The 17803-nt window shown below is 59.8% G+C and carries 22 protein-coding genes; all 22 read left to right on the plus strand.

Features of this window, described 5'->3' with window-relative positions:
• Window positions 1-149 precede the first annotated feature (149 nt).
• The 22 genes from AB4N41_RS14395 (at window position 150) to AB4N41_RS14500 (ending at window position 17731) form a co-directional block, all read left to right on the plus strand.
• On the plus strand, window positions 150-893 hold the full coding sequence (locus AB4N41_RS14395) for a LexA family transcriptional regulator (protein ID WP_056783238.1): 744 nt from the start codon (window positions 150-152) through the stop codon (window positions 891-893).
• A gap of 526 nt (window positions 894-1419) precedes the next feature.
• Window positions 1420-1758: a phage holin family protein gene (locus AB4N41_RS14400; RefSeq protein WP_056783240.1), complete on the plus strand. Its 339-nt coding sequence runs from the start codon at window positions 1420-1422 to the stop codon at window positions 1756-1758.
• A gap of 71 nt (window positions 1759-1829) precedes the next feature.
• Window positions 1830-2351, plus strand: coding sequence for a hypothetical protein (locus AB4N41_RS14405; RefSeq protein ID WP_252877576.1), 522 nt, complete (start codon window positions 1830-1832; stop codon window positions 2349-2351).
• Window positions 2352-2354: 3 nt separating this feature from the next.
• On the plus strand, window positions 2355-2963 hold the full coding sequence (locus AB4N41_RS14410; protein ID WP_252877577.1) for a phage baseplate assembly protein V: 609 nt from the start codon (window positions 2355-2357) through the stop codon (window positions 2961-2963).
• Between the two features lie 14 nt (window positions 2964-2977).
• Window positions 2978-3310 carry a phage baseplate protein gene (locus AB4N41_RS14415; RefSeq protein ID WP_236168058.1) on the plus strand — a complete coding sequence of 111 codons (333 nt, stop codon included), beginning with the start codon at window positions 2978-2980 and terminating at the stop codon, window positions 3308-3310.
• On the plus strand, window positions 3307-4302 hold the full coding sequence (locus tag AB4N41_RS14420) for a baseplate J/gp47 family protein (RefSeq protein WP_236168057.1): 996 nt from the start codon (window positions 3307-3309) through the stop codon (window positions 4300-4302). The genes AB4N41_RS14415 and AB4N41_RS14420 overlap by 4 nt, the downstream gene beginning before the upstream one ends.
• Window positions 4299-4934, plus strand: a complete 636-nt coding sequence (locus tag AB4N41_RS14425) for a phage tail protein I (protein WP_460137841.1) — start codon at window positions 4299-4301, stop codon at window positions 4932-4934. The genes AB4N41_RS14420 and AB4N41_RS14425 overlap by 4 nt, the downstream gene beginning before the upstream one ends.
• Window positions 4935-7682, plus strand: coding sequence for a phage tail-collar fiber domain-containing protein (locus AB4N41_RS14430; RefSeq protein WP_252877578.1), 2748 nt, complete (start codon window positions 4935-4937; stop codon window positions 7680-7682).
• Window positions 7683-7692: 10 nt separating this feature from the next.
• Complete coding sequence (locus AB4N41_RS14435) at window positions 7693-7884, plus strand: hypothetical protein (RefSeq protein WP_095180500.1); 192 nt, start codon at window positions 7693-7695, stop codon at window positions 7882-7884.
• 117 nt (window positions 7885-8001) lie between these two features.
• The gene (locus AB4N41_RS14440) at window positions 8002-8187 is read left to right on the plus strand and encodes a hypothetical protein (RefSeq protein ID WP_252877579.1); all 186 of its coding nucleotides are present in this window, start codon (window positions 8002-8004) and stop codon (window positions 8185-8187) included.
• Between the two features lie 2 nt (window positions 8188-8189).
• Window positions 8190-9356 carry a phage tail sheath protein gene (locus AB4N41_RS14445; RefSeq protein WP_110645911.1) on the plus strand — a complete coding sequence of 389 codons (1167 nt, stop codon included), beginning with the start codon at window positions 8190-8192 and terminating at the stop codon, window positions 9354-9356.
• Window positions 9356-9862 (plus strand): phage major tail tube protein, encoded by a 507-nt coding sequence (locus tag AB4N41_RS14450; RefSeq protein ID WP_039762530.1) that lies wholly within the window; start codon window positions 9356-9358, stop codon window positions 9860-9862. The genes AB4N41_RS14445 and AB4N41_RS14450 overlap by 1 nt, the downstream gene beginning before the upstream one ends.
• Window positions 9863-10014: 152 nt before the next feature.
• Window positions 10015-10596 (plus strand): phage tail assembly protein, encoded by a 582-nt coding sequence (locus tag AB4N41_RS14455; protein ID WP_217852603.1) that lies wholly within the window; start codon window positions 10015-10017, stop codon window positions 10594-10596.
• A gap of 128 nt (window positions 10597-10724) precedes the next feature.
• Entirely contained in the window at window positions 10725-12986 is a 2262-nt protein-coding gene (locus AB4N41_RS14460) for a phage tail tape measure protein (RefSeq protein ID WP_252877580.1), read from the plus strand.
• Complete coding sequence (locus AB4N41_RS14465; RefSeq protein ID WP_041478101.1) at window positions 12986-13369, plus strand: phage tail protein; 384 nt, start codon at window positions 12986-12988, stop codon at window positions 13367-13369. Before AB4N41_RS14460 ends, AB4N41_RS14465 begins: the two co-directional genes overlap by 1 nt.
• Window positions 13362-13574, plus strand: a complete 213-nt coding sequence (locus tag AB4N41_RS14470) for a tail protein X (RefSeq protein WP_095180504.1) — start codon at window positions 13362-13364, stop codon at window positions 13572-13574. The genes AB4N41_RS14465 and AB4N41_RS14470 overlap by 8 nt, the downstream gene beginning before the upstream one ends.
• Window positions 13575-13583: 9 nt before the next feature.
• Window positions 13584-14606 carry a phage late control D family protein gene (locus AB4N41_RS14475; RefSeq protein WP_252877581.1) on the plus strand — a complete coding sequence of 341 codons (1023 nt, stop codon included), beginning with the start codon at window positions 13584-13586 and terminating at the stop codon, window positions 14604-14606.
• A 157-nt stretch (window positions 14607-14763) separates the two neighbouring features.
• Complete coding sequence (locus tag AB4N41_RS14480; protein ID WP_252877582.1) at window positions 14764-15348, plus strand: phage tail terminator protein; 585 nt, start codon at window positions 14764-14766, stop codon at window positions 15346-15348.
• Window positions 15345-15527, plus strand: coding sequence for a DUF2635 domain-containing protein (locus AB4N41_RS14485; protein WP_024011856.1), 183 nt, complete (start codon window positions 15345-15347; stop codon window positions 15525-15527). Before AB4N41_RS14480 ends, AB4N41_RS14485 begins: the two co-directional genes overlap by 4 nt.
• Window positions 15527-17023, plus strand: a complete 1497-nt coding sequence (locus tag AB4N41_RS14490; RefSeq protein WP_071174557.1) for a phage tail sheath subtilisin-like domain-containing protein — start codon at window positions 15527-15529, stop codon at window positions 17021-17023. Before AB4N41_RS14485 ends, AB4N41_RS14490 begins: the two co-directional genes overlap by 1 nt.
• A 67-nt stretch (window positions 17024-17090) precedes the next feature.
• Window positions 17091-17438 carry a phage tail tube protein gene (locus AB4N41_RS14495; protein WP_007908779.1) on the plus strand — a complete coding sequence of 116 codons (348 nt, stop codon included), beginning with the start codon at window positions 17091-17093 and terminating at the stop codon, window positions 17436-17438.
• Window positions 17435-17731 (plus strand): phage tail assembly protein, encoded by a 297-nt coding sequence (locus tag AB4N41_RS14500; protein ID WP_024011858.1) that lies wholly within the window; start codon window positions 17435-17437, stop codon window positions 17729-17731. Before AB4N41_RS14495 ends, AB4N41_RS14500 begins: the two co-directional genes overlap by 4 nt.
• The last annotated feature ends 72 nt before the right edge of the window (window positions 17732-17803 follow it).

Here is a 17803-nt window from a genome sequence, read left to right on the forward strand (position 1 = left end):
GGGCTTTTCCGCGATGGGCGCAAGGTTACCATGGCCAGTCTGCCCGACGCAGGCGCTGCGGTCGGGTGAGCATTTATTGGCAGGGAAAAGTTGATCTATGCACGATTTATGCAAATCAGCATTTGTCTTCACGAAAAACTTCAAGCACTATGCGCGTTATGCAAAAACGCAACGTTTCCTCCGTCTTAAGAGCACTGCTCGACCAGCACGGGATCTCCCCCACGGAGCTCCACCGTCGCACCGGCGTGCCTCAATCAACGCTCTCGCGGATTCTCAGCGGGAAGATTGTCGATCCTTCGGATAAACACATCTCGAAGATCGCTGAATATTTCAACGTCAGCACCGATCAGTTGCGCGGGCGCGCGGATGTCGCGCCAACGGCGGCCGGCACGCGCGCTGACGTGCATGCGGAACTCAAGGATATAAGCCTGTGGGACGACGACACCCCTGTCGATGACGACGAGGTGTCGGTGCCCTTTCTACGTGAGGTTGAATTGGCTGCTGGATCAGGAAGATTCGTCATCGAAGAGAGCGAGCGCTCAAGCCTGCGCTTCGGCAAGCGCAGCCTGCGCCACAATGGTGTGCAGTTCGACCAGGCCAAGTGTGTGACAGTACGCGGCAACAGCATGTTGCCGGTTCTGCGCGATGGCGCCACCGTCGGCGTCAATGCCGGCAAGTGCGGCATCGGCGACATCATTGATGGCGACCTGTATGCGATCAATCACAATGGCCAGCTGCGCGTGAAGCAACTCTATCGTTTGCCCACCGGTATCCGTCTGCGCAGCTTCAATCGCGACGAGCATCCGGACGAGGACTACAGCTTCCAGGAAATCCAGGAAGAGCAGATCGTTATCCTTGGTCACGTCTTCTGGTGGGGCATGTACGCCCGCTAGCCCCTTTCGATTCAACTGAAACCTGCCCCTCGGCAGGTTTTTTTACGCCTGCAGAAATCTCCCCACCCCTTGGCCCGCTTGGGTTTCATGCATATGCGCAAATTTAATGCATAAATAAATGCATTTACGCATTGACTGTATATGCATCCATGCATATTCTTGCCACCAAGCCGCTCGACAAAGCGGCTGGCAAGACAAGCTCTTTAGTTCCACAAGAACAGGCAGCGATGAACCGGCCTCAACGGTTCAGAGGGTTGGCAACTGACCCGGGTGTGCAGCGTAAAGCACCAGAAGCAGTTATCCGGCGGGCAGGGACCGCGGTCGGAAAAACAATCTGAATGGACTCGTACCGCGCCAGTAGCGCCGAAAAGTCAGCTTCCTTCTCGAACACAGGATTTGAAGGAAGGCGAAGGAGCGCATTACTGAAAAGCCCGGTGTGCAAGCGCCGGGCTTTTTGGAATGCCTGCCTCAAGAGAAACCGTTTGAATCCAACCCATCACTCATCAATCACCCACGGAGGCGTGACATGACAAACGAGCAACAAGCGTTGGCGGACATGCCGATCTGGCTGGTCATCCTCCTCGCTGTCGTCGGCGGGGTGTCCGGCGAAATGTGGCGCGCCGACAAGGAGGGCGCCCGCGGCTGGTCACTTGTGCGGCGTCTGGCTCTGCGTTCCGGCGCCTGCATGATCTGCGGCGTGTCAGCGATCATGCTGCTGTATGCCGCCGGCATGTCGATCTGGGCCGCTGGCGCTTTTGGCTGCCTGACGGCGATGGCCGGCGCTGATGTCGCTATAGGTCTTTACGAACGCTGGGCGGCCAAGCGTATCGGCGTCTGCGAAGTGCCGCCGCGCGACCACCCTTAACCCTGAATATTTTTCCCTGCCGCCATGTTGGCGGCAGGGCTGCGCGTGGACGATTGAAAAGGAGGTCATGTATGCCCACACCGATCCAGCAGCCGTCGCAACTGTTTACAGCCATCGCGACGTCACTGCGCAACACCGCCGGCCTCAACCTCACCGTCGGCAACCATGATGATTTCACTGCACCGGGCGATCAGGCCTGGGTGCTGATCGACTTCGACCGCAATGGACCCGGGGTGCGCGCCGCTGACGGGCGAATTGCTCATGTCATGACGGTCTCTCTGCAAGTCATCCCGGCCCTTGCCGCCAGTGCATTTGCAGCGTGCGATCTGATTGCCGTGCTGAAAAACCTGATGACTGACAACCGCTGGGGATTGCCCGGCGATCAATGCGATCTGCCCCTGAATATCGATGGCTTGCCATCGTTGCTTATCAGTGCTGATCAACAATACAAAGCCTGGACCCTGACCTTCGAGCAGACGCTCTACCTCGGCTCGACCCTGCTCGACGATCCGCTGGGCATGCCGAAATTCGCTCGCACCTGGGAAGTCAGCAACATCGACGACCCGGACCAGTACACCGCGCTGGAGGGCTGACCGATGTTCGATGCATTACTGCGTATGCAGCTTGGCCCGATCATTGAGCGTCTGGCGGAAATGGAAGCGGAAATCGAAGACTTGCACCGCCGCGCCGAGAGTTTCTGTCGCATTGGCATCTGCCAGTCAGTTGATGCGGCGAGCAATACCTGCCAAGTCAGCCATGGTGGATTGCTCACCCCAGCGATCAAGTTCTTCAACCCCAGCGCTGGTGCGCAAAGTGAATCGCGCATCCCCACGGCGGGCGAGCAGTGCCTGCTGTTCAACTATGGCAGCGGCGAAAGCGGCGCGCAGAGTGTCGCGTTGTTCGGCTTGAACAGTGACCGTTTCCCCCCGGCCTCGACTGTGCCGACGCTGACCCGTCGGGTACATCAGGACGGCAGCGAAAGCAGTTACGACGACGCCAGCCACGCCTTGCACTGGCTCAACGGACCAACGCAATTCCACGGGTCTCGCGAGTCGCTCGAACTGAGCATCGGCCCTGCACGTCTGGCCATGACGCCACAACTGATCACCCTGCAACTGGGCGCCGTCGGCCTGAGTATCGACGCCTCGGGCGTGCACTTCAGCGGCCCCTTGGTCGATCACCAGGGCCGCGTCATCAGCCCCTGATTCAAGAGCCTCCCATGATCGGAATCGATAGAGACAGCGGGGCCACGGTCGACGACTGGCTGCAATTCGTGCAGCGCGTGACCCGAGCCCTGACCACACCGCTGGGCACTCGGCAAAAACGGCCCTTGTACGGATCGCTGATCCCCTCGCTGTTGGGACAGAACCTCGGTGACGACATTCTGCTTCTGGCACAGAGCCACGCCGCGCAAGCGTTCTATAACCCGCAAAACGGTATCGATGATTTTCAGCCGCAAGTGATTGTTGCCAGTCGCCACGGCGACGGCCTGCTGCTGCGTTTTGCCGGCACCTGGAAAAACCGCCAACAAACCTTCGAGGTGGTGACATGAGCATGCTGATCCCCGGCCAGAATCAACTGGCCGAACCCGCGCTGATCACGGTTGAAGCGTTCGAAGATTTACTCAACGAGTTCAAAGCCTTCGTCGTCGAATACGTGGGTGCTCGCTCGCCGGCCAGCGCCGTGAAACTCAAGGCGAGTCTGGAAAACGAAAGCGAATTGCTGACCCTCGCGCTGGAAGCGTTCTGCGTGCGTCTGCAAACCCATGAGCGCAAATACAACGCACGCATCAAACAGATGCTGGCGTGGTGGGCGACCGGCAGCAATCTCGATGCGCGGCTGGCGGACATGGGCCTGGAACGGCAGTTGCTCGATCCAGGCGACCCGGCAGCGTTCCCTCCGGTACCGGCGATTTATGAAAGTGATGACGACGCTCGGCTGCGTTATTACCTGGCACCTCATGCACCGGCGGCAGGTTCGCGGATGCAGTATCGCCGCGAGGTGTTCACCCTCGGCGAGCGGCCAACAGTTCAGGTCGAATCCACCGACGCCGGTGTAGTGAATGTGACCTACACCTTCAATCCGGACGGCCTCGCCGCGCAGGTCAAGGATGGCAACGGGCGCCGCACTGCGCCGGGCGAAGTGCAAGTCACCGTGCTTTCTCGAGACGGCGATGGTACGCCTTCCGAAGCATTGCTCGACGGCGTCCGTCAGCACTTTGCTCGTCCCGACGTGCGCCCGGAAACCGACCTTGTCACCGTCAAAGCGGCCGAGATCCAGCGCTACAAAATCCGCGTCGTCGCCAAGATCAATTCCGGTCCCGATTCGGGCCTGACCAAGGTCGCCGCGCAAGCGCAATTGCAGGCCTACGCCGACAGTTGCCATCGCCTCGAAGGTCGGGTTGATCCGAGCTGGATCGACTACACGTTGCACAGCGCCGGCGCCGTGCAACTGCAGATTCTCGAACCGCTGGCGCCCATCGTCACCACCGCTTTTCAGGCGCCTTATTGCACCGCGGTCGAAGTCGAGGTGCTGACGCTATGAGTGAAAAAACTCAGCGCCCGACCTTACTGCCAGCCAACAGCTCGGCACTTGAGCGCGGACTGGATCTGGGCTTCGGCGCGTTGCTTGATCGCATCGCACCGCCATTCCCGGAACTGATGAACCCCAGCGAAACGCCGGTGGCCTTCCTGCCGTATCTGGCTGCCGATCGCGGCGTCGCCGAATGGAGCACCGATGCGCCGGTGTCGGAGAAGCGCGTAACCGTCGAACTGGCCTGGCCCACCGCGCGCCAGGCCGGCACACGCAAGGCGCTGGAAAACGCCGCCAAGGGTTTGCAACTGCGCCCGGAAATCCGCGCCTGGTACGAACAGACACCGCCCGGCGCGCCGTACAGCTTTTCCGTGCGTGCCTTCAGCGACCAACCCTACAGCGAAGAAATCGATGCACGTCTCGACCGCCGTCTGGCCGATGCGAAAAGCGAGAGGGACGTTCTCTCCGTGTCGGTGGGTTTGAGCGCATTCGGCAGTCACGTCATTGGTGCTGCGACGTTTTGCGGCGAACTGACCACGGTTTATCCGGTGTTCATCGAAGGGCTCGAAACCTCTGGCGAGGCGTTCATGGCTGCCGGCATGTACACCGTCGAAACATCCACTATTTATCCTCAGGGGGCCTGAATGGCTGACTATTACACCCTGCTCACCAACGCAGGGATTGCCTACGAAACGGCGTGCAAGGCCGCCGGTACGCCGATCAAGCTGACGCAGATTTCCGTCGGCGACGGCAACGGCGCGGTCTACAACCCGGCCGCCACCGCGACCGCTCTGAAACGCGAAGTCTGGCGCGGACCGCTCAACGCACTGTTCCAGGACGAGAAGAACCCGAGCTGGCTGCTCGCCGAAGTGACCATCCCGCCGGACGTCGGCGGTTGGTATGTGCGCGAAGCAGGGCTGTGGACTGACACCGGGATTCTTTACGCCATCGTCAAATACCCGGAGTCGTTCAAACCGGTGCTGGCGACGTCGGGCTCGGGTAAAGAGTTTTACATTCGCTCGATTTTCGAGACCAGTAATGCGTCGCTGGTGACCTTGTTGATTGATGACACGGTGGTTAAAGCGACGCGTGCCTGGGTCATGAGTTATCTCGCCGAAGAACTCGGCAAACTTGATGGCAAGCAGTCGGTGCGCGTTGCGGCGACTGGCAATGTCGTACTTAACAGCGCACAGCAGATTGATGGTGTTGCCGTAATTGCCGGCGATCGTGTGCTGCTGCCGAGCCAGACGCTGGCCAAGGACAACGGCCTGTGGATTGTTGCCAATGGCGACTGGGTGCGGGCCACCGATGCCAACACCAGCGCCAAGGTCACCCCGGGTCTGACGGTCATGGTGGAGGAGGGCACGGCGAACGGTGATTCGCTGTGGCATCTGAGCACCAATGCGCCGATCACCCTCGGCACGACTGCGCTGACGTTCAAGATGCTCGCGGGGCGAACCGGGATTGCTGCTGGGACTTATAAAAGTCTAACCGTTGACGAATATGGTCGCGCGACTGCGGGTGCAAACCCGGAGACGCTGGCCGGATTTGGTATCAAGGATTCGTACACCAAAGCTGAAGTTGAAGCGCTGATTGCCAAGGCTTCGGCGTTGCCGGTGGGATCGATTGTGGCATTCCCGGTTGATGCGCCACCGCCGGGTTTTCTGGAGCTGGATAACAGCGTCAAGAGCAGCGCGACGTATCCGGACCTGAGCGCTTATCTGGGCGGCAAGTTCAACAAGGGGGATGAGGGGGTTGGGAACTTCCGTTTGCCAGAGGCGCGCGGGGAGTTTTTGCGGGGTTGGGATCATGGGCGGGGTGTGGATGCTAGCCGGGGAGTCGGCAGTGCGCAGCTCGACTCGCTCCAGAACATCACGGGACAGTATGCCGCGAATAATGGGGTTCAACTGGCAGCTGTGGGCCAGGTCGGCGGCGCTTTTGGCTCGGCGGCGACCGGTGGGACGCAAATCCCCGGAGGCGGAGCCGCTACCGGCGTCATCAATATGCTCTTCGATGCTTCGAGAGTTGCGCGCACCTCAACAGAAACCCGTCCTCGCAACATTGCCGTCATGTGGTGCATCAAAGCGTGGAATGCCCCGGTCAATCAGGGAGCCATCGATGTAGCCGCGCTGGCGAAGGAGGTCGAACGGCTGAAATCCGCCGTTCCGGTGGGTGCTGTTCTGGCATTCCCGACGGGTATCGTCGCTCCCGGTTATCTGGAACTGGATGGCAGTGCGCAGAGCATCGCGACCTATCCTGATCTAGCCGCTTTTCTCGGCACAACTTACAACAAGGGTGACGAGGGCGCGGGCAATTTCCGCTTGCCGGAATCTCGCGGCGAGTTTCTGCGTGGCTGGGATCATGGGCGGGGCGTGGATGCTGATCGAACCGTTGGCAGTTGGCAGAACCACCAGTTCCAGTCCCACTTGCATGCTCTCCGGCATACAGTCACTACGGCGGCAGGAGCCGGTTCCGGCCTGGCCGTTGTAATCAGCGGTGCAGGAACTGGCGCCAACTCGGATATCCCGATAACGGGAAACGTAGGCGCTGAAACGCGCCCGCGCAACCTGGCTGTGATGTGGTGCATCAAGGCCTGGAACGCGCCGATCAATCAGGGAAACATTGATATAGGTGCATTGTTGCTGGAGACGCAAAGGCTTCGGCTAAACGGTCCACTAGCTGGAGCCAGCAGAAATGCGGCCCTGATCGTTAATACTGCCTCCCTTACCGCAACGTTTACGGCGGATGAGGTCATCGTCGAAGATTTTGCTGGGTCATATCGACTCAACAACTTCAACAAACTAGTCAACCTGTCAGTTGTGGGCGTTGGAGGAATGGATGCTGGGGTGGCTCCGTCAAACGGTTATGTCGGTCTCTACGCTATTTACAATCCGGCTTCAGGGGTAAGTGCGTTAATGGCAGTCAATGCCGTTAATTCCGTTTTGCCGAATGTTTATAGCGGGATAAATATCCCAGCCGGTTTTACTGCGTCGGCGCTAGTGTCTATTTTGCCGACGCAATCCGCAGGGCTCTTCGCTGCCTGCCAGCAAGACGGTCGGCATGTCGATGTGAGTGGCATTTCGGTACTGAACACGACTGTTTTATCAGGCCCTACAACCCAGGTAGTGCCGGCCCTTCCCAAAAATGCGCGAATGATTGGCGGCTCATCGACCGTAACATCCACAACTGCCGGATCTATTTCATTGAGTCTCTTTGCTTCGGATGCTTCGGTAGGTCAGAAAACAAACAACGGTACTGTGCCAGCCGGAGGGCAACAAACAGTGCCTTTCGAACGCTTGCACATGAAAACTCCTCAAACGATCCGCTGGGCAACCTCAACTCTTCAAGGTTCGCCCACGTTTATCGTTTCCGCCACATCATATGATTTTTAAGAGGTGATCAATGTTTGTCCAATTTGAAGATGACAGCATGAGAAAGATCGTCGCGGTATTTGGATGTGCGCAAGATCCTGGTTTATATCCAAATCAAGCAGAAATCGAGTGGGAGGATCCTCGTTTCATGGCTTACCACGACGCGCAGATCTCACTGGGTCAGGAGGTGCTGAGAGGGATGCGTGCTCCTGCCCAAACCTGAGTTAGAGGAAAGCGCTGAAATAATAATCGCGCTCAATTGCATTTTCTCACTAACACCAAAACACCCGCCAAAGCCCCTCCCTCCCGAGGGGCTTTCCCGTTTATGGAGAAACGAAAAATGGCAACCCGCCAAACCTACACCGTGCTCGTCCCATTCCCCACCGGCGGTGGGCATTGGTCGAGCGTTGGTCAAGAACTCGATCTGCTCGATGTCGAGGCCAGTGCCTTGCACTTTGCCGGTCGACTTGAGCCGAAAACCTCTATCACCCAGGCCAAAAAGGCCGCTGCCAAGAAGGCTGACTGAACATGGCTGAGGTTCTGAACTTCGAGCACAACGGCATTACCGTCAATGCCACTGAATCCCCCGAGGCCATGGGTGGCCTGGGTGACAACGTCATCGGTCTGGTCGGCACCGCGCCGAAAGCCGATCCGCTGATTCCGCGAAACGCGCCGTTTCGCATCAACAGCTTCACCACCCATGCGCTGCTCGATCCGACTGGGTCGGAAGAGGGCACGCTGTATCACGCGGTTTACCAGATCCTCAAAGTGGTCAAGGTGCCGGTATACGTGGTCATCGTCGAGGCAGGCGCAACTCCGGCCGACACGGTCAACAATGTGATCGGCGGTGTCGAGCCGGCGACTGGTCGCAAGCTGGGTCTGGCGGCGCTGGGCAGTGTCCCGGAAGACCTGACCATCATCGGCGCGCCGGGCTTTACCGGCAGCAAAGCGGTGGCCGGTGAGTTCGCCGCGTTCGGCAAGCGCATCAAGGCCCGTGTGGTGCTGGACGGCAAGGATGTGTCGGTGGCCGATCAGGTGCTGTACAGCCAGGAACTCGGCGGCGCCGAACTCGGTTTCGACCGTTGCCTGGTGGTGCACAACATGCCCGCCGTGTATTCGAAAGCGGCGAAGAAAAACGTCTTCCTGTCGCCGTCCAGTCTGGCGATTGCCGCGCTGGCCAAGGTCAAGCAATGGGAGAGCCCGGGCAACCAGGTGACCTTCGCCGAAGACGTTTCGCGGGTCGTCGAGTACAACATCCTCGATACGTCCACCGAAGGCGATCTGCTCAACCGTTACGGCGTCAGCTACTACGCCCGCACCGTGCTTGGCGGCTTCTCGCTGCTGGGTAACCGCTCGATCACCGGCAAGTTCATCAGCTACGTCGGCCTCGAAGATGCGATCAGCCGCAAGCTGGTCAAGGCCGGCCAGAAAGCCATGGCCAAGAACCTCACCAAATCCTTCATGGATCAGGAGGTCAAGCGCATCAACGACTGGCTGCAGACCCTGGTTGCCGATGAAACCATTCCCGGCGGCAGCGTGTATCTGCACCCGGAACTCAACAGCGTCGAGAAGTACAAGAACGGCACCTGGTACGTGGTCATCGACTACGGCCGCTACGCGCCGAACGAACACATGGTTTATCAACTCAACGCCCGCGATGAAATCATCGAGCAGTTCCTGGAGGACGTTCTCTAATGTTTACCAACCGCGTAAGACAGGCCATCGCGGCCACCCTGCAAGGCCTGCCGTTGTCGGCGACCGTTGAGGAATTCACCCCGCCGAAAATCGAATTCGACATGGAAGAGATGCGCGGCGGACGCTTCATCGTCGAAGAAATGGCCAAGGGCGGCAAAGCGCTCGGCGCCAAGCTGACCCTTCAAGGCCTCGGCGCCGAGGTGCTGCTGGCGCTGGGCGTGAAGCTCGGCGACGACATCCTGCTGAACGTGCGTGAAGCTGGTCAGGATCAGGACGGCAATACCTGGTTCACCTACCACACCGTCGGCGGCCAGTTGAAATCCCTTGAGGAAACCGCAGTGAAAATGGGCGAGAAGCCCAAGACCAATCTGGAACTGTCCTGCCGCACCTACAACCGCCTTGAAAACGGCGTGCCGGTGATCGACATCGACGTGCGCACGCAGAAGTTCGTGCTCAACGGCGTCGACATCCTCGGTGATGCACGGCGTGCGGTGTTGATGCCGTAAACACCGGTTTACCGGTAAATCACAAAACCTTGTGGGAGCGAGCCTGCTCGCGAAAGCGGTCGTCCAGTTACATCAATGACGAATGTGCCAAAGCCTTTGCGAGCAGGCTCGCTCCCACAGTGGAACCAAACGAATCTCCAAGGAATTCATACATGCCGTGGATGCCACCCCAACACGAACTGCTGTCGCCGATCACCGGCGACGATGGCTCGCAGATCGAATCGATCCAGCTCAAACCGCTGTTCTACGCCGCACAGAAAGATGCGCTGGAACGCGCCGGCGATGACGAAGACGATCAGTTCTTCGAGCTGGCGCTGCTCGCCACCGGCCTGTCGGTGAAAGAGCTCGATCAACTCAAACGTCCGGACTACGTGAGCATCGCCCAGTACGTCCATGAGATGTCGACCCGGCCGAGTGCGTACTTTCTCGACCAGCTCGAGGACGCTGAGAAAGCCGGCGATCCCGATCAGGTGCAATTGCTGCAACCGCTCGCCGTGACCGGTCGCACCGTGACTTCGCTGAGCCTGGAAATGCCCGTGCTGCGCGCCACCAAAGTGATGAAGAAACTGAAAACGGCCAAGGAACGCGCCGAATTCATCACCGCCCACTGCACCGGCCTGATGATCCCCGATCTGGCCCACCTGACCGTCCCGGACTGGACGCAATTGCAGGTGCGCATCGACGATTTTTTAAACCAGCCGGCGGCCTACTTTCGGAACGCGACATCGAAGTAATCCTCGATATCGTCCCGCTCATTTACCCGGTAAGTGAAGCGGAGATTCTGGAATGGGACGCCGAAAAGGCGTTGCGCCGCTACGACATAGCGATCACTCGCCTTGGCGTGAAACAGGAGTAGAGCGGCATGGCAGAGAGCAAATATGCGCTCACGTACGCCGGTGAGAGCGGCAATGCAACGGACGGGTTTTCGTTGCCCGACAACCTCGGCAAACCGCTGCAGGATTTGAATGTGACGCTAGCGTTGGCAAGCGTGGATATTCGTTTGCTGACCCAGGAACAGATCAAGCTGCGGGAGTTACTGATCAGCCAGCAGTCGTTGTTCAAGGTTGGCGCCGCCGCCCCCGCCACGAGCGAACCAAAGTCAAAACTCAGCGCCGGGATCGAGCAGCGTCCGCCGCCGAAGCTGATGCAGCCGGCGATGGCCAACGAGACTGCGCTGGTTGAACTCGATCGGTTGCTCAAGATGAGCAACGACCAGCTGCAAACGCATTCACAAAGCACTCTGGAACTCGCCAGCGAGAAACAGGTGGCGGCCAGTGGTGCAACCAACGCTGACCTGTTGCAAGTTCAAGTCGCCGGAGCACGATCCGGCATTGCCGATGGAGCCAGGGGTGACCAACGGGCGAACGAACTGAAGTGGTTCTCTCGTGATGCCGCGATCAACGCAGCGGCGTTCAGGATGGACGTCAAAACGGCTGGCGAGATGTTGGCGGCCTGGCGTTCATCGCTGAAGCTGGATCGCTATCAGAGCCAGGATCTGGCCGATGCAACGAGCTATCTCGGCAACAGTGGCCTGGATGCCAAGGCCGCCGACATCGGTTCGGTCGTGCAACGTTCCGGCGAGGCTGCAATTACTGCCGGTATGACTCCGGAACAAGCGGCCGCGTTTGCGGCGGCACTACTCAACAGTGGCGCAGACAAGGAGGGCGCCAGCGCCGCGTTGAAGGGTATTACTTCGCTGCTGGCGAAGGGCGCAGATGCATCGACGGAGCAACGTACGGCTCTGAGCCAGTTAGGGTTGAATCCCGAGTCGTTGGCAGGAGAGATGCGCAAGGATGCTCCCGCTGCCATCACCTCGGTGCTTGCTGCACTCAATAAACAACCGCTGCAAGAACGGGCAACACTGACGAAGACGCTGTTTGGCGAAAACGACGTCAGAGTTCTTGAGCTGCTGAAGAAACCAGAGGATGTAAAAAACGCATTCTCTCAAGTGGCCGACAAGCGCCAATACGCGACATCGGAACTTGGCGCCGATTCGGGGGCCGCCGCGAAATCCGCCGAGGTATTTGGCAATACGTCGCAAGGGCGTTGGAATGCGCTCGATGCGAGTCTGACCCGGATGACCACCGCATTCGGCACGGCATTGGCGCCGTTGGCCGATGGTGCCGCAGTGGTGCTCACCGCGCTGGCCAATGGCGTGAGTACTGCGGCGGAGGCTTTCCCGGCGCTTGCTGCAGGATTGGTTCTGCTTGGTGCCGCTGCTCTTCCTTTTGTTGGAGGGGCGCTGAAAACCGGCGTTGCGTCAGTCCTCGACACCGTTTCCGCGAAGCTGTTACGTCTGGCGACGACGCGATTGCCCCCCGATATTGCTGATGCCATCGTCGGTGACGATGTCTCTGATGGCGGGCGGAAAAACAAACGAGCGGGTCGTCGACCGGGTCGACGCTCGCCGGCCAGAACATCGGCGCGCACGACAGTTCCACGCGCCAGTGGGAGCACTCGTTTGGGGGGGCTCACGGCCAAGGTCGCGCCTCTGTTTGATGACATCAAAACGGGCTTCAAACTGTTCACCGATGGCCTGGGCAACAGCGAGATGGCATCGCGACTCAGAGGGCCTGTTGCCAAGCTTATGCCCTTGGTCGAAAGCGCTGGCGCCAAGGTCATGCCAAAAATCGCCCAAGCGCTGCCGGCGGTAAAACTGGGAGCGCCGCTGGCCATTGCGCACGCGGCCTATACCGGAGTGAAAGGTTGGCGCGAAGGCGATGACCAAGCGGTCAAAGGTGCCGCCGGCGAGCTGGCTGGTACCGCCATCGGTGCCACGATCGGCACTTTCATCGCGCCCGGTATCGGCACTTTCATCGGCGGGACGCTGGGCGGAATACTCGGTTCCTACGTTGGAGAACAACTGGGCAAACCTGCCGAGGACAAACTTGCGCCTCCCGCTCAAGTGGCCAAGGATCTGAGTAACGCTCAGACGCAAAACCAGCAAATCACTTACGCGCCGTCGATTCAGATCAGCGGCAGCGAAATCGCCAGCTCGGAAAAAGTCGGCGCGGTGATCTCTCAAGTGATGCAAAACCATTTCAGTACTCAGTTCATGTCGACAATGAGTACCAACCCCCTCGCCACCCGCCGCGACGCGGCCCTGACCGATGGAGTCGCCTGATGAAACAGCAAATGGCATTGGGCAGTTTCATCTTCGGCCTGTCGCGCAACTTTGCGTACCACCAGTTGCTGCGCAAGTCTGACGGCGGCTGGACCGAGATACAGATCCTCACCAGCAAACCCAAGTCCAGCCAGACCGGACAGAAACCGGAAACCCTGACCATTACCGGCAAGTCGATGTACGCCGTAGCCATGGATCGGCTCGATGAATTGCGAGCTTTGCAGGCGCTGCGTATCCCGCTGCCGTTGATCGACGGGATTGGTCGAAACTGGGGCCTGTGGCGGATCAGCAGCGTTCAGGAAACCCAGACCCAGATCATCGATGACGGTACGGCGATGGTAGTCGATTGGGTCATCGAACTAGCGGAGTTCAACAATGCGTAAAGCACGAAGCGTGGCCGGTGATTCGGTGAATCTGCTGCTCTACCGCGAAACCGGGCGCAGTGATGACGCTGCCGAAGAAGCGCTGTGGAAGCTCAACCCGACCCTGGCCGAACACGGGCCGATTCTGCCCGCCGGCGTCTGGATCGTGCTACCGGAACTGGATGTGAAACCCGCCGTGGTCAAAGCAGCGACGGCGTGGGATTAAGGAGGTTGAATGGCACTGGGATTTACGCCGGCAGTGAATATCTACGGGGCCAACGCGGCCCTGCTCAATCAGCGCCTGATCAGTTGGGAGCACATCGACGCCGCCGGTTTCGAGTCCGATCAACTGACGTTGACTATCGATCTGGAGGGGCTTGAGGGGTTGCCGAATCTGGGCGGCAAGATTGGCCTGCAAGTCGGTTATCGAGAAACCGCAATGGTCGATAAAGGCCTGTTCAAAGTGACGCGTCTGACGCCGACACTGTTTCCGTTTCGCCTCACCCTGGTGGCCACTGCGGCGCCATTCAGCAAGGATGATGAAACCGGCTTCAAGCAGCGCCGCACCGCCAGTCATGGGCCAACGACGCTGGGTGGTTTATTTCGCAAGCTGGTGGAGCTGCACGGATTTTCGCCACGGGTCGCGCCGGAGATTTCGTTGATACGCATCGAGCACATCGACCAGTCCAACGAGACCGACATGGGGTTTGTCACGCGTCTGGCGAAAAAATACAACGTCGTCGCCAAGCCTTACGGCGATGTCTATGTGCTTGCGCGGCCCGGGCAGACCAAGTCGTTGTCGGGGCAGATTCTGCCGGACGTGACGCTGTCGGTTACCCACAACAATCGCCCCGGCGATCACGCATTCATCAGCGCCACGCTGGAAGAATCGGCCCGCGAGCAGGTCAAGGGCTGCAAGACCTGTTTCTGGGATGCGGCGGCCGGGGTGTTGCGTTGGATCGAGACTGGCGTAGCGCCGTTCAAGACGGTGCGCCAGAAGCAGCCCAGCGAAGCGGATGCCATCGCAGTTGGCGAGGGCGAAGTACGCAAGATGTTGCGGCAGAAATACAAAGTGAAAATCACTTGCCCGGGGGAACCACGGCTCGCGGCCGAAGGGCTGGTATTGCTCGATGAGAGCTGGCCGGACTTCATGCGCGGACGCTGGTCGATCGACAAGGTCACCGCCAGCGGCAGTCGCGAGAACAGCTATCGCTGCCTGATTGATGCGTCGTGCCTGGACCCGAAGGCGGAACAGTAATCCTGAACCGAGTGCTTATTCCTGTGGGAGCGAGCCTGCTCGCGAAAGGGACGTCAGCTTCAGCATCGATGTGACTGATCGACCGCATTCGCGAGCAGGCTCGCTCCCACAGGGACTGCGGCGTTCACTGTAATTTCTCTTACTTCGGAACACCCCCATGAAGATCACCCCGATCCTCACGCAACTGCGTGGGCAATGCCCTGGGCTTGCCAATCACATTTCGGTGGGTGTCGATCTGGCGTTGCTGCAAGGCAACCCGGATCTGCCAACACCTTCGGCCCACGTGCTGGCAATCGCCGATCTGGCCAGCAACAGCAACACACAAAACCTCACCACCCAACCAATCCGCGACCGCTTTGAAATCGTCCTGGCCCTTGACGCTACCGACGCGACAAAAGCGCTGGATGGGTTGCACGACCTGCGCGCCGAACTGTGGCGTGCGCTGGTGGGGTTCAAACCCGATTCCGACTACAGCGCCATCGTCTACGACGGCGGCGAGATGGTCTCGATCAACAGCAGCCGCGCCTTCTATCGGCTGCGTTTTTATGCCGAGTTCCAGCTCGGCCGCAATCTGCCAAGTCAGCCTGCGGAGAGTTGGCACGAGCGCGAACTGGACGCTTTGTCGTCTTTTACCGGGATGACGGTGCGGGTCGATGCGATCGATCCGGCCGACCCCAATCTGCAACGCCCGGGTCCGGATGGCCGGGTGGAAATGACTTTCTCTGGAGACGTAACCCCATGAGCAACCGCATCACCGTAGTGCCGGCCGCTGGCCGTGTCGTACCTGACCCGGAGGCCGGCGACTTGCTGCCGGCCGCAGGCCGTGAAGTGCTGGACAGCGCCTGGTGGCGCCGGCGTCTGGCCGACGGCGATATCACACTCAAAACCGCAAAAGCGGCTAAACCACAGGGAGCCAAATAATGGCGATCGGATTCAGCAACATCCCGGCGGACATTCGTGTGCCGCTGTTCTATGCCGAAATGGACAACTCGGCCGCCAACAGCGCGACCTCGGCCATGCGCCGTTTGATCGTCGCCCAGGTCAACGACAATATTGCCCCGACTGAAGTCGGCAAACTGGTGCTGGTTTCCAGCGTGGCGCTGGCGAAAAGCATCGGCGGCCAGGGCTCGATGCTCGCTTCGATGTACGAGACCTTCCGCAAGGCTGACCCGATAGGCGAGATCTGGTGCCTGCCGCTGCACAACACCGAAGGCGCCATCGCCAAGGGTGTGTTGACCCTGACCGGTACCGCGACCCAGGCAGGCATGCTCAATCTATATGTCGGCGGCGTGCGCGTGCAGGCCACCGTGGTCAACGGCGCCACCGCCGCTCAAGCGGCCACGGCACTGGCGCAGAAAATCAACGCCACTGCCGACCTGCCGGTCAGCGCGGCGGCTGCCGAAGGCGTGGTCACCCTGACCGCCAAATGGACCGGCGACAGCGGCAACGACATCAGCCTGCAATTCAATCGCCTGGGCAAGAGCAACGGCGAAGAAACTCCGGCCGGTCTGACCAGCGCAATCACCGCCATGACCGGCGGCGCCGGTGTGCCGGATCAGATCGCCGCTGTCGCGGCACTGGGCGATGAGCCGTTCGAATTCATCGCGCTGCCGTGGTCCGATCTGGCCACCCTCAACACCTGGCAAGCGGTGATGGATGACAGCACCGGGCGCTGGTCGTGGGCCAAGCAATTGTTCGGTCACGTCTACAGCGCCAAACGCGGCACGGTCGGTACGCTGGTCGCTGCCGGCCAGGCGCGCAACGATCAGCACATGACCATCCAGGCGCTGGAGCCGGGCGTACCGCAACCGTTCTGGGTACAAGCGGCGGCACTGGCTGCGCGCACGGCGGTGTTCATCTCCGCCGATGCCAGCCGTCCGACGCAAAGCGGCAGCCTGCCGGGTGTTGACCCGGCGCCGGCCAGCGAGCGCTTCACCCTGACCGAGCGTCAGTCGCTGCTCAACTACGGCATCGCTACTGCGTACTACGAAGGCGGTTACGTGCGCATCCAGCGTTCGATCACCACCTACCAGAAGAACGCCTACGGCCAGGCCGACAACTCCTATCTGGACAGCGAAACCATGCACCAGTCGGCGTTCATCGTGCGTCGTCTGCAAAGCGTGATCACCAGCAAATACGGACGCCACAAACTGGCCTCCGACGGTACCCGTTTCGGCGCCGGTCAGCCGATCGTCACGCCTGCGACCATTCGCGGCGAGCTGATTGCGCAGTACGCCAAGCTAGAGCTGGAAGGCCATGTGGAGAACGCCGAGCTGTTCGCCGAACACCTGATCGTCGAGCGCGACGTGCAGGACCCGAGCCGCGTGAACGTGCTGTTCCCGCCGGATTACATCAACGGTCTGCGCGTGTTCGCACTGCTCAACCAGTTCCGTCTGCAGTACGACGACGCGGCCTGATCCGCGCAGTCGGCGCTAAGCATTCAGCCCACCTCGCGTGGGCTTTTTATTTGAAGGGAGAAACACCATGGGTCAACTGATTGCAGGCACCTGCTACGTCAAGGTCGACGGCGCACAACTGACCATCAATGGCGGCTGCGAAGCCCCGCTGATGGCCGTCAAACGTGAAACCGTCGTGCCCGGTTTCTACAAGGAAACCGACATCGCACCGTCGTTCAAAGTGACCGCGCTGCACACCGCCGACTTCCCGCTGAAGAAGCTGATCGAAGGCACTGATATCACCGTCACCTGCGAATTCAGCAACGGCAAAGTCTACGTGCTGGCCGGCGCCTATCTGGTCGAGGAGCCAGTTTCCAAGGGCGACGACGCCACCATCGAACTGAAATTCGAAGGCATCAAGGGGACCTGGCAATGAGCGCCGCCGTGAAGCTTCAAGTAGCAATCGAAGCCCACGGCGAGCCACTGACCGAACTCGTTCTGCGTCGTCCGACGGTGCAGGAAGTGCGAGCGATCAAGGCGCTGCCGTACAAGATCGACAAGAGCGAAGAAGTCAGCCTCGACATGGACGTGGCGGCCAAATACATCGCCGTGTGCGCGGGCATTCCGCCGTCGTCGGTCAACCAGCTTGATCTGGCTGACCTCAATGCGCTGAGCTGGGCCGTTGCGAGTTTTTTCATGAGTGCGGCGTCGGCGCCATCACCGACCTGATCGCCGTCGCCTATGACCTGGCCTGGTTCTGGAAGGTTGACCCCGAACAGATGATGGCCAGGCCACTGGATG

This window comes from Pseudomonas sp. S2_A10, assembly GCF_054668465.1.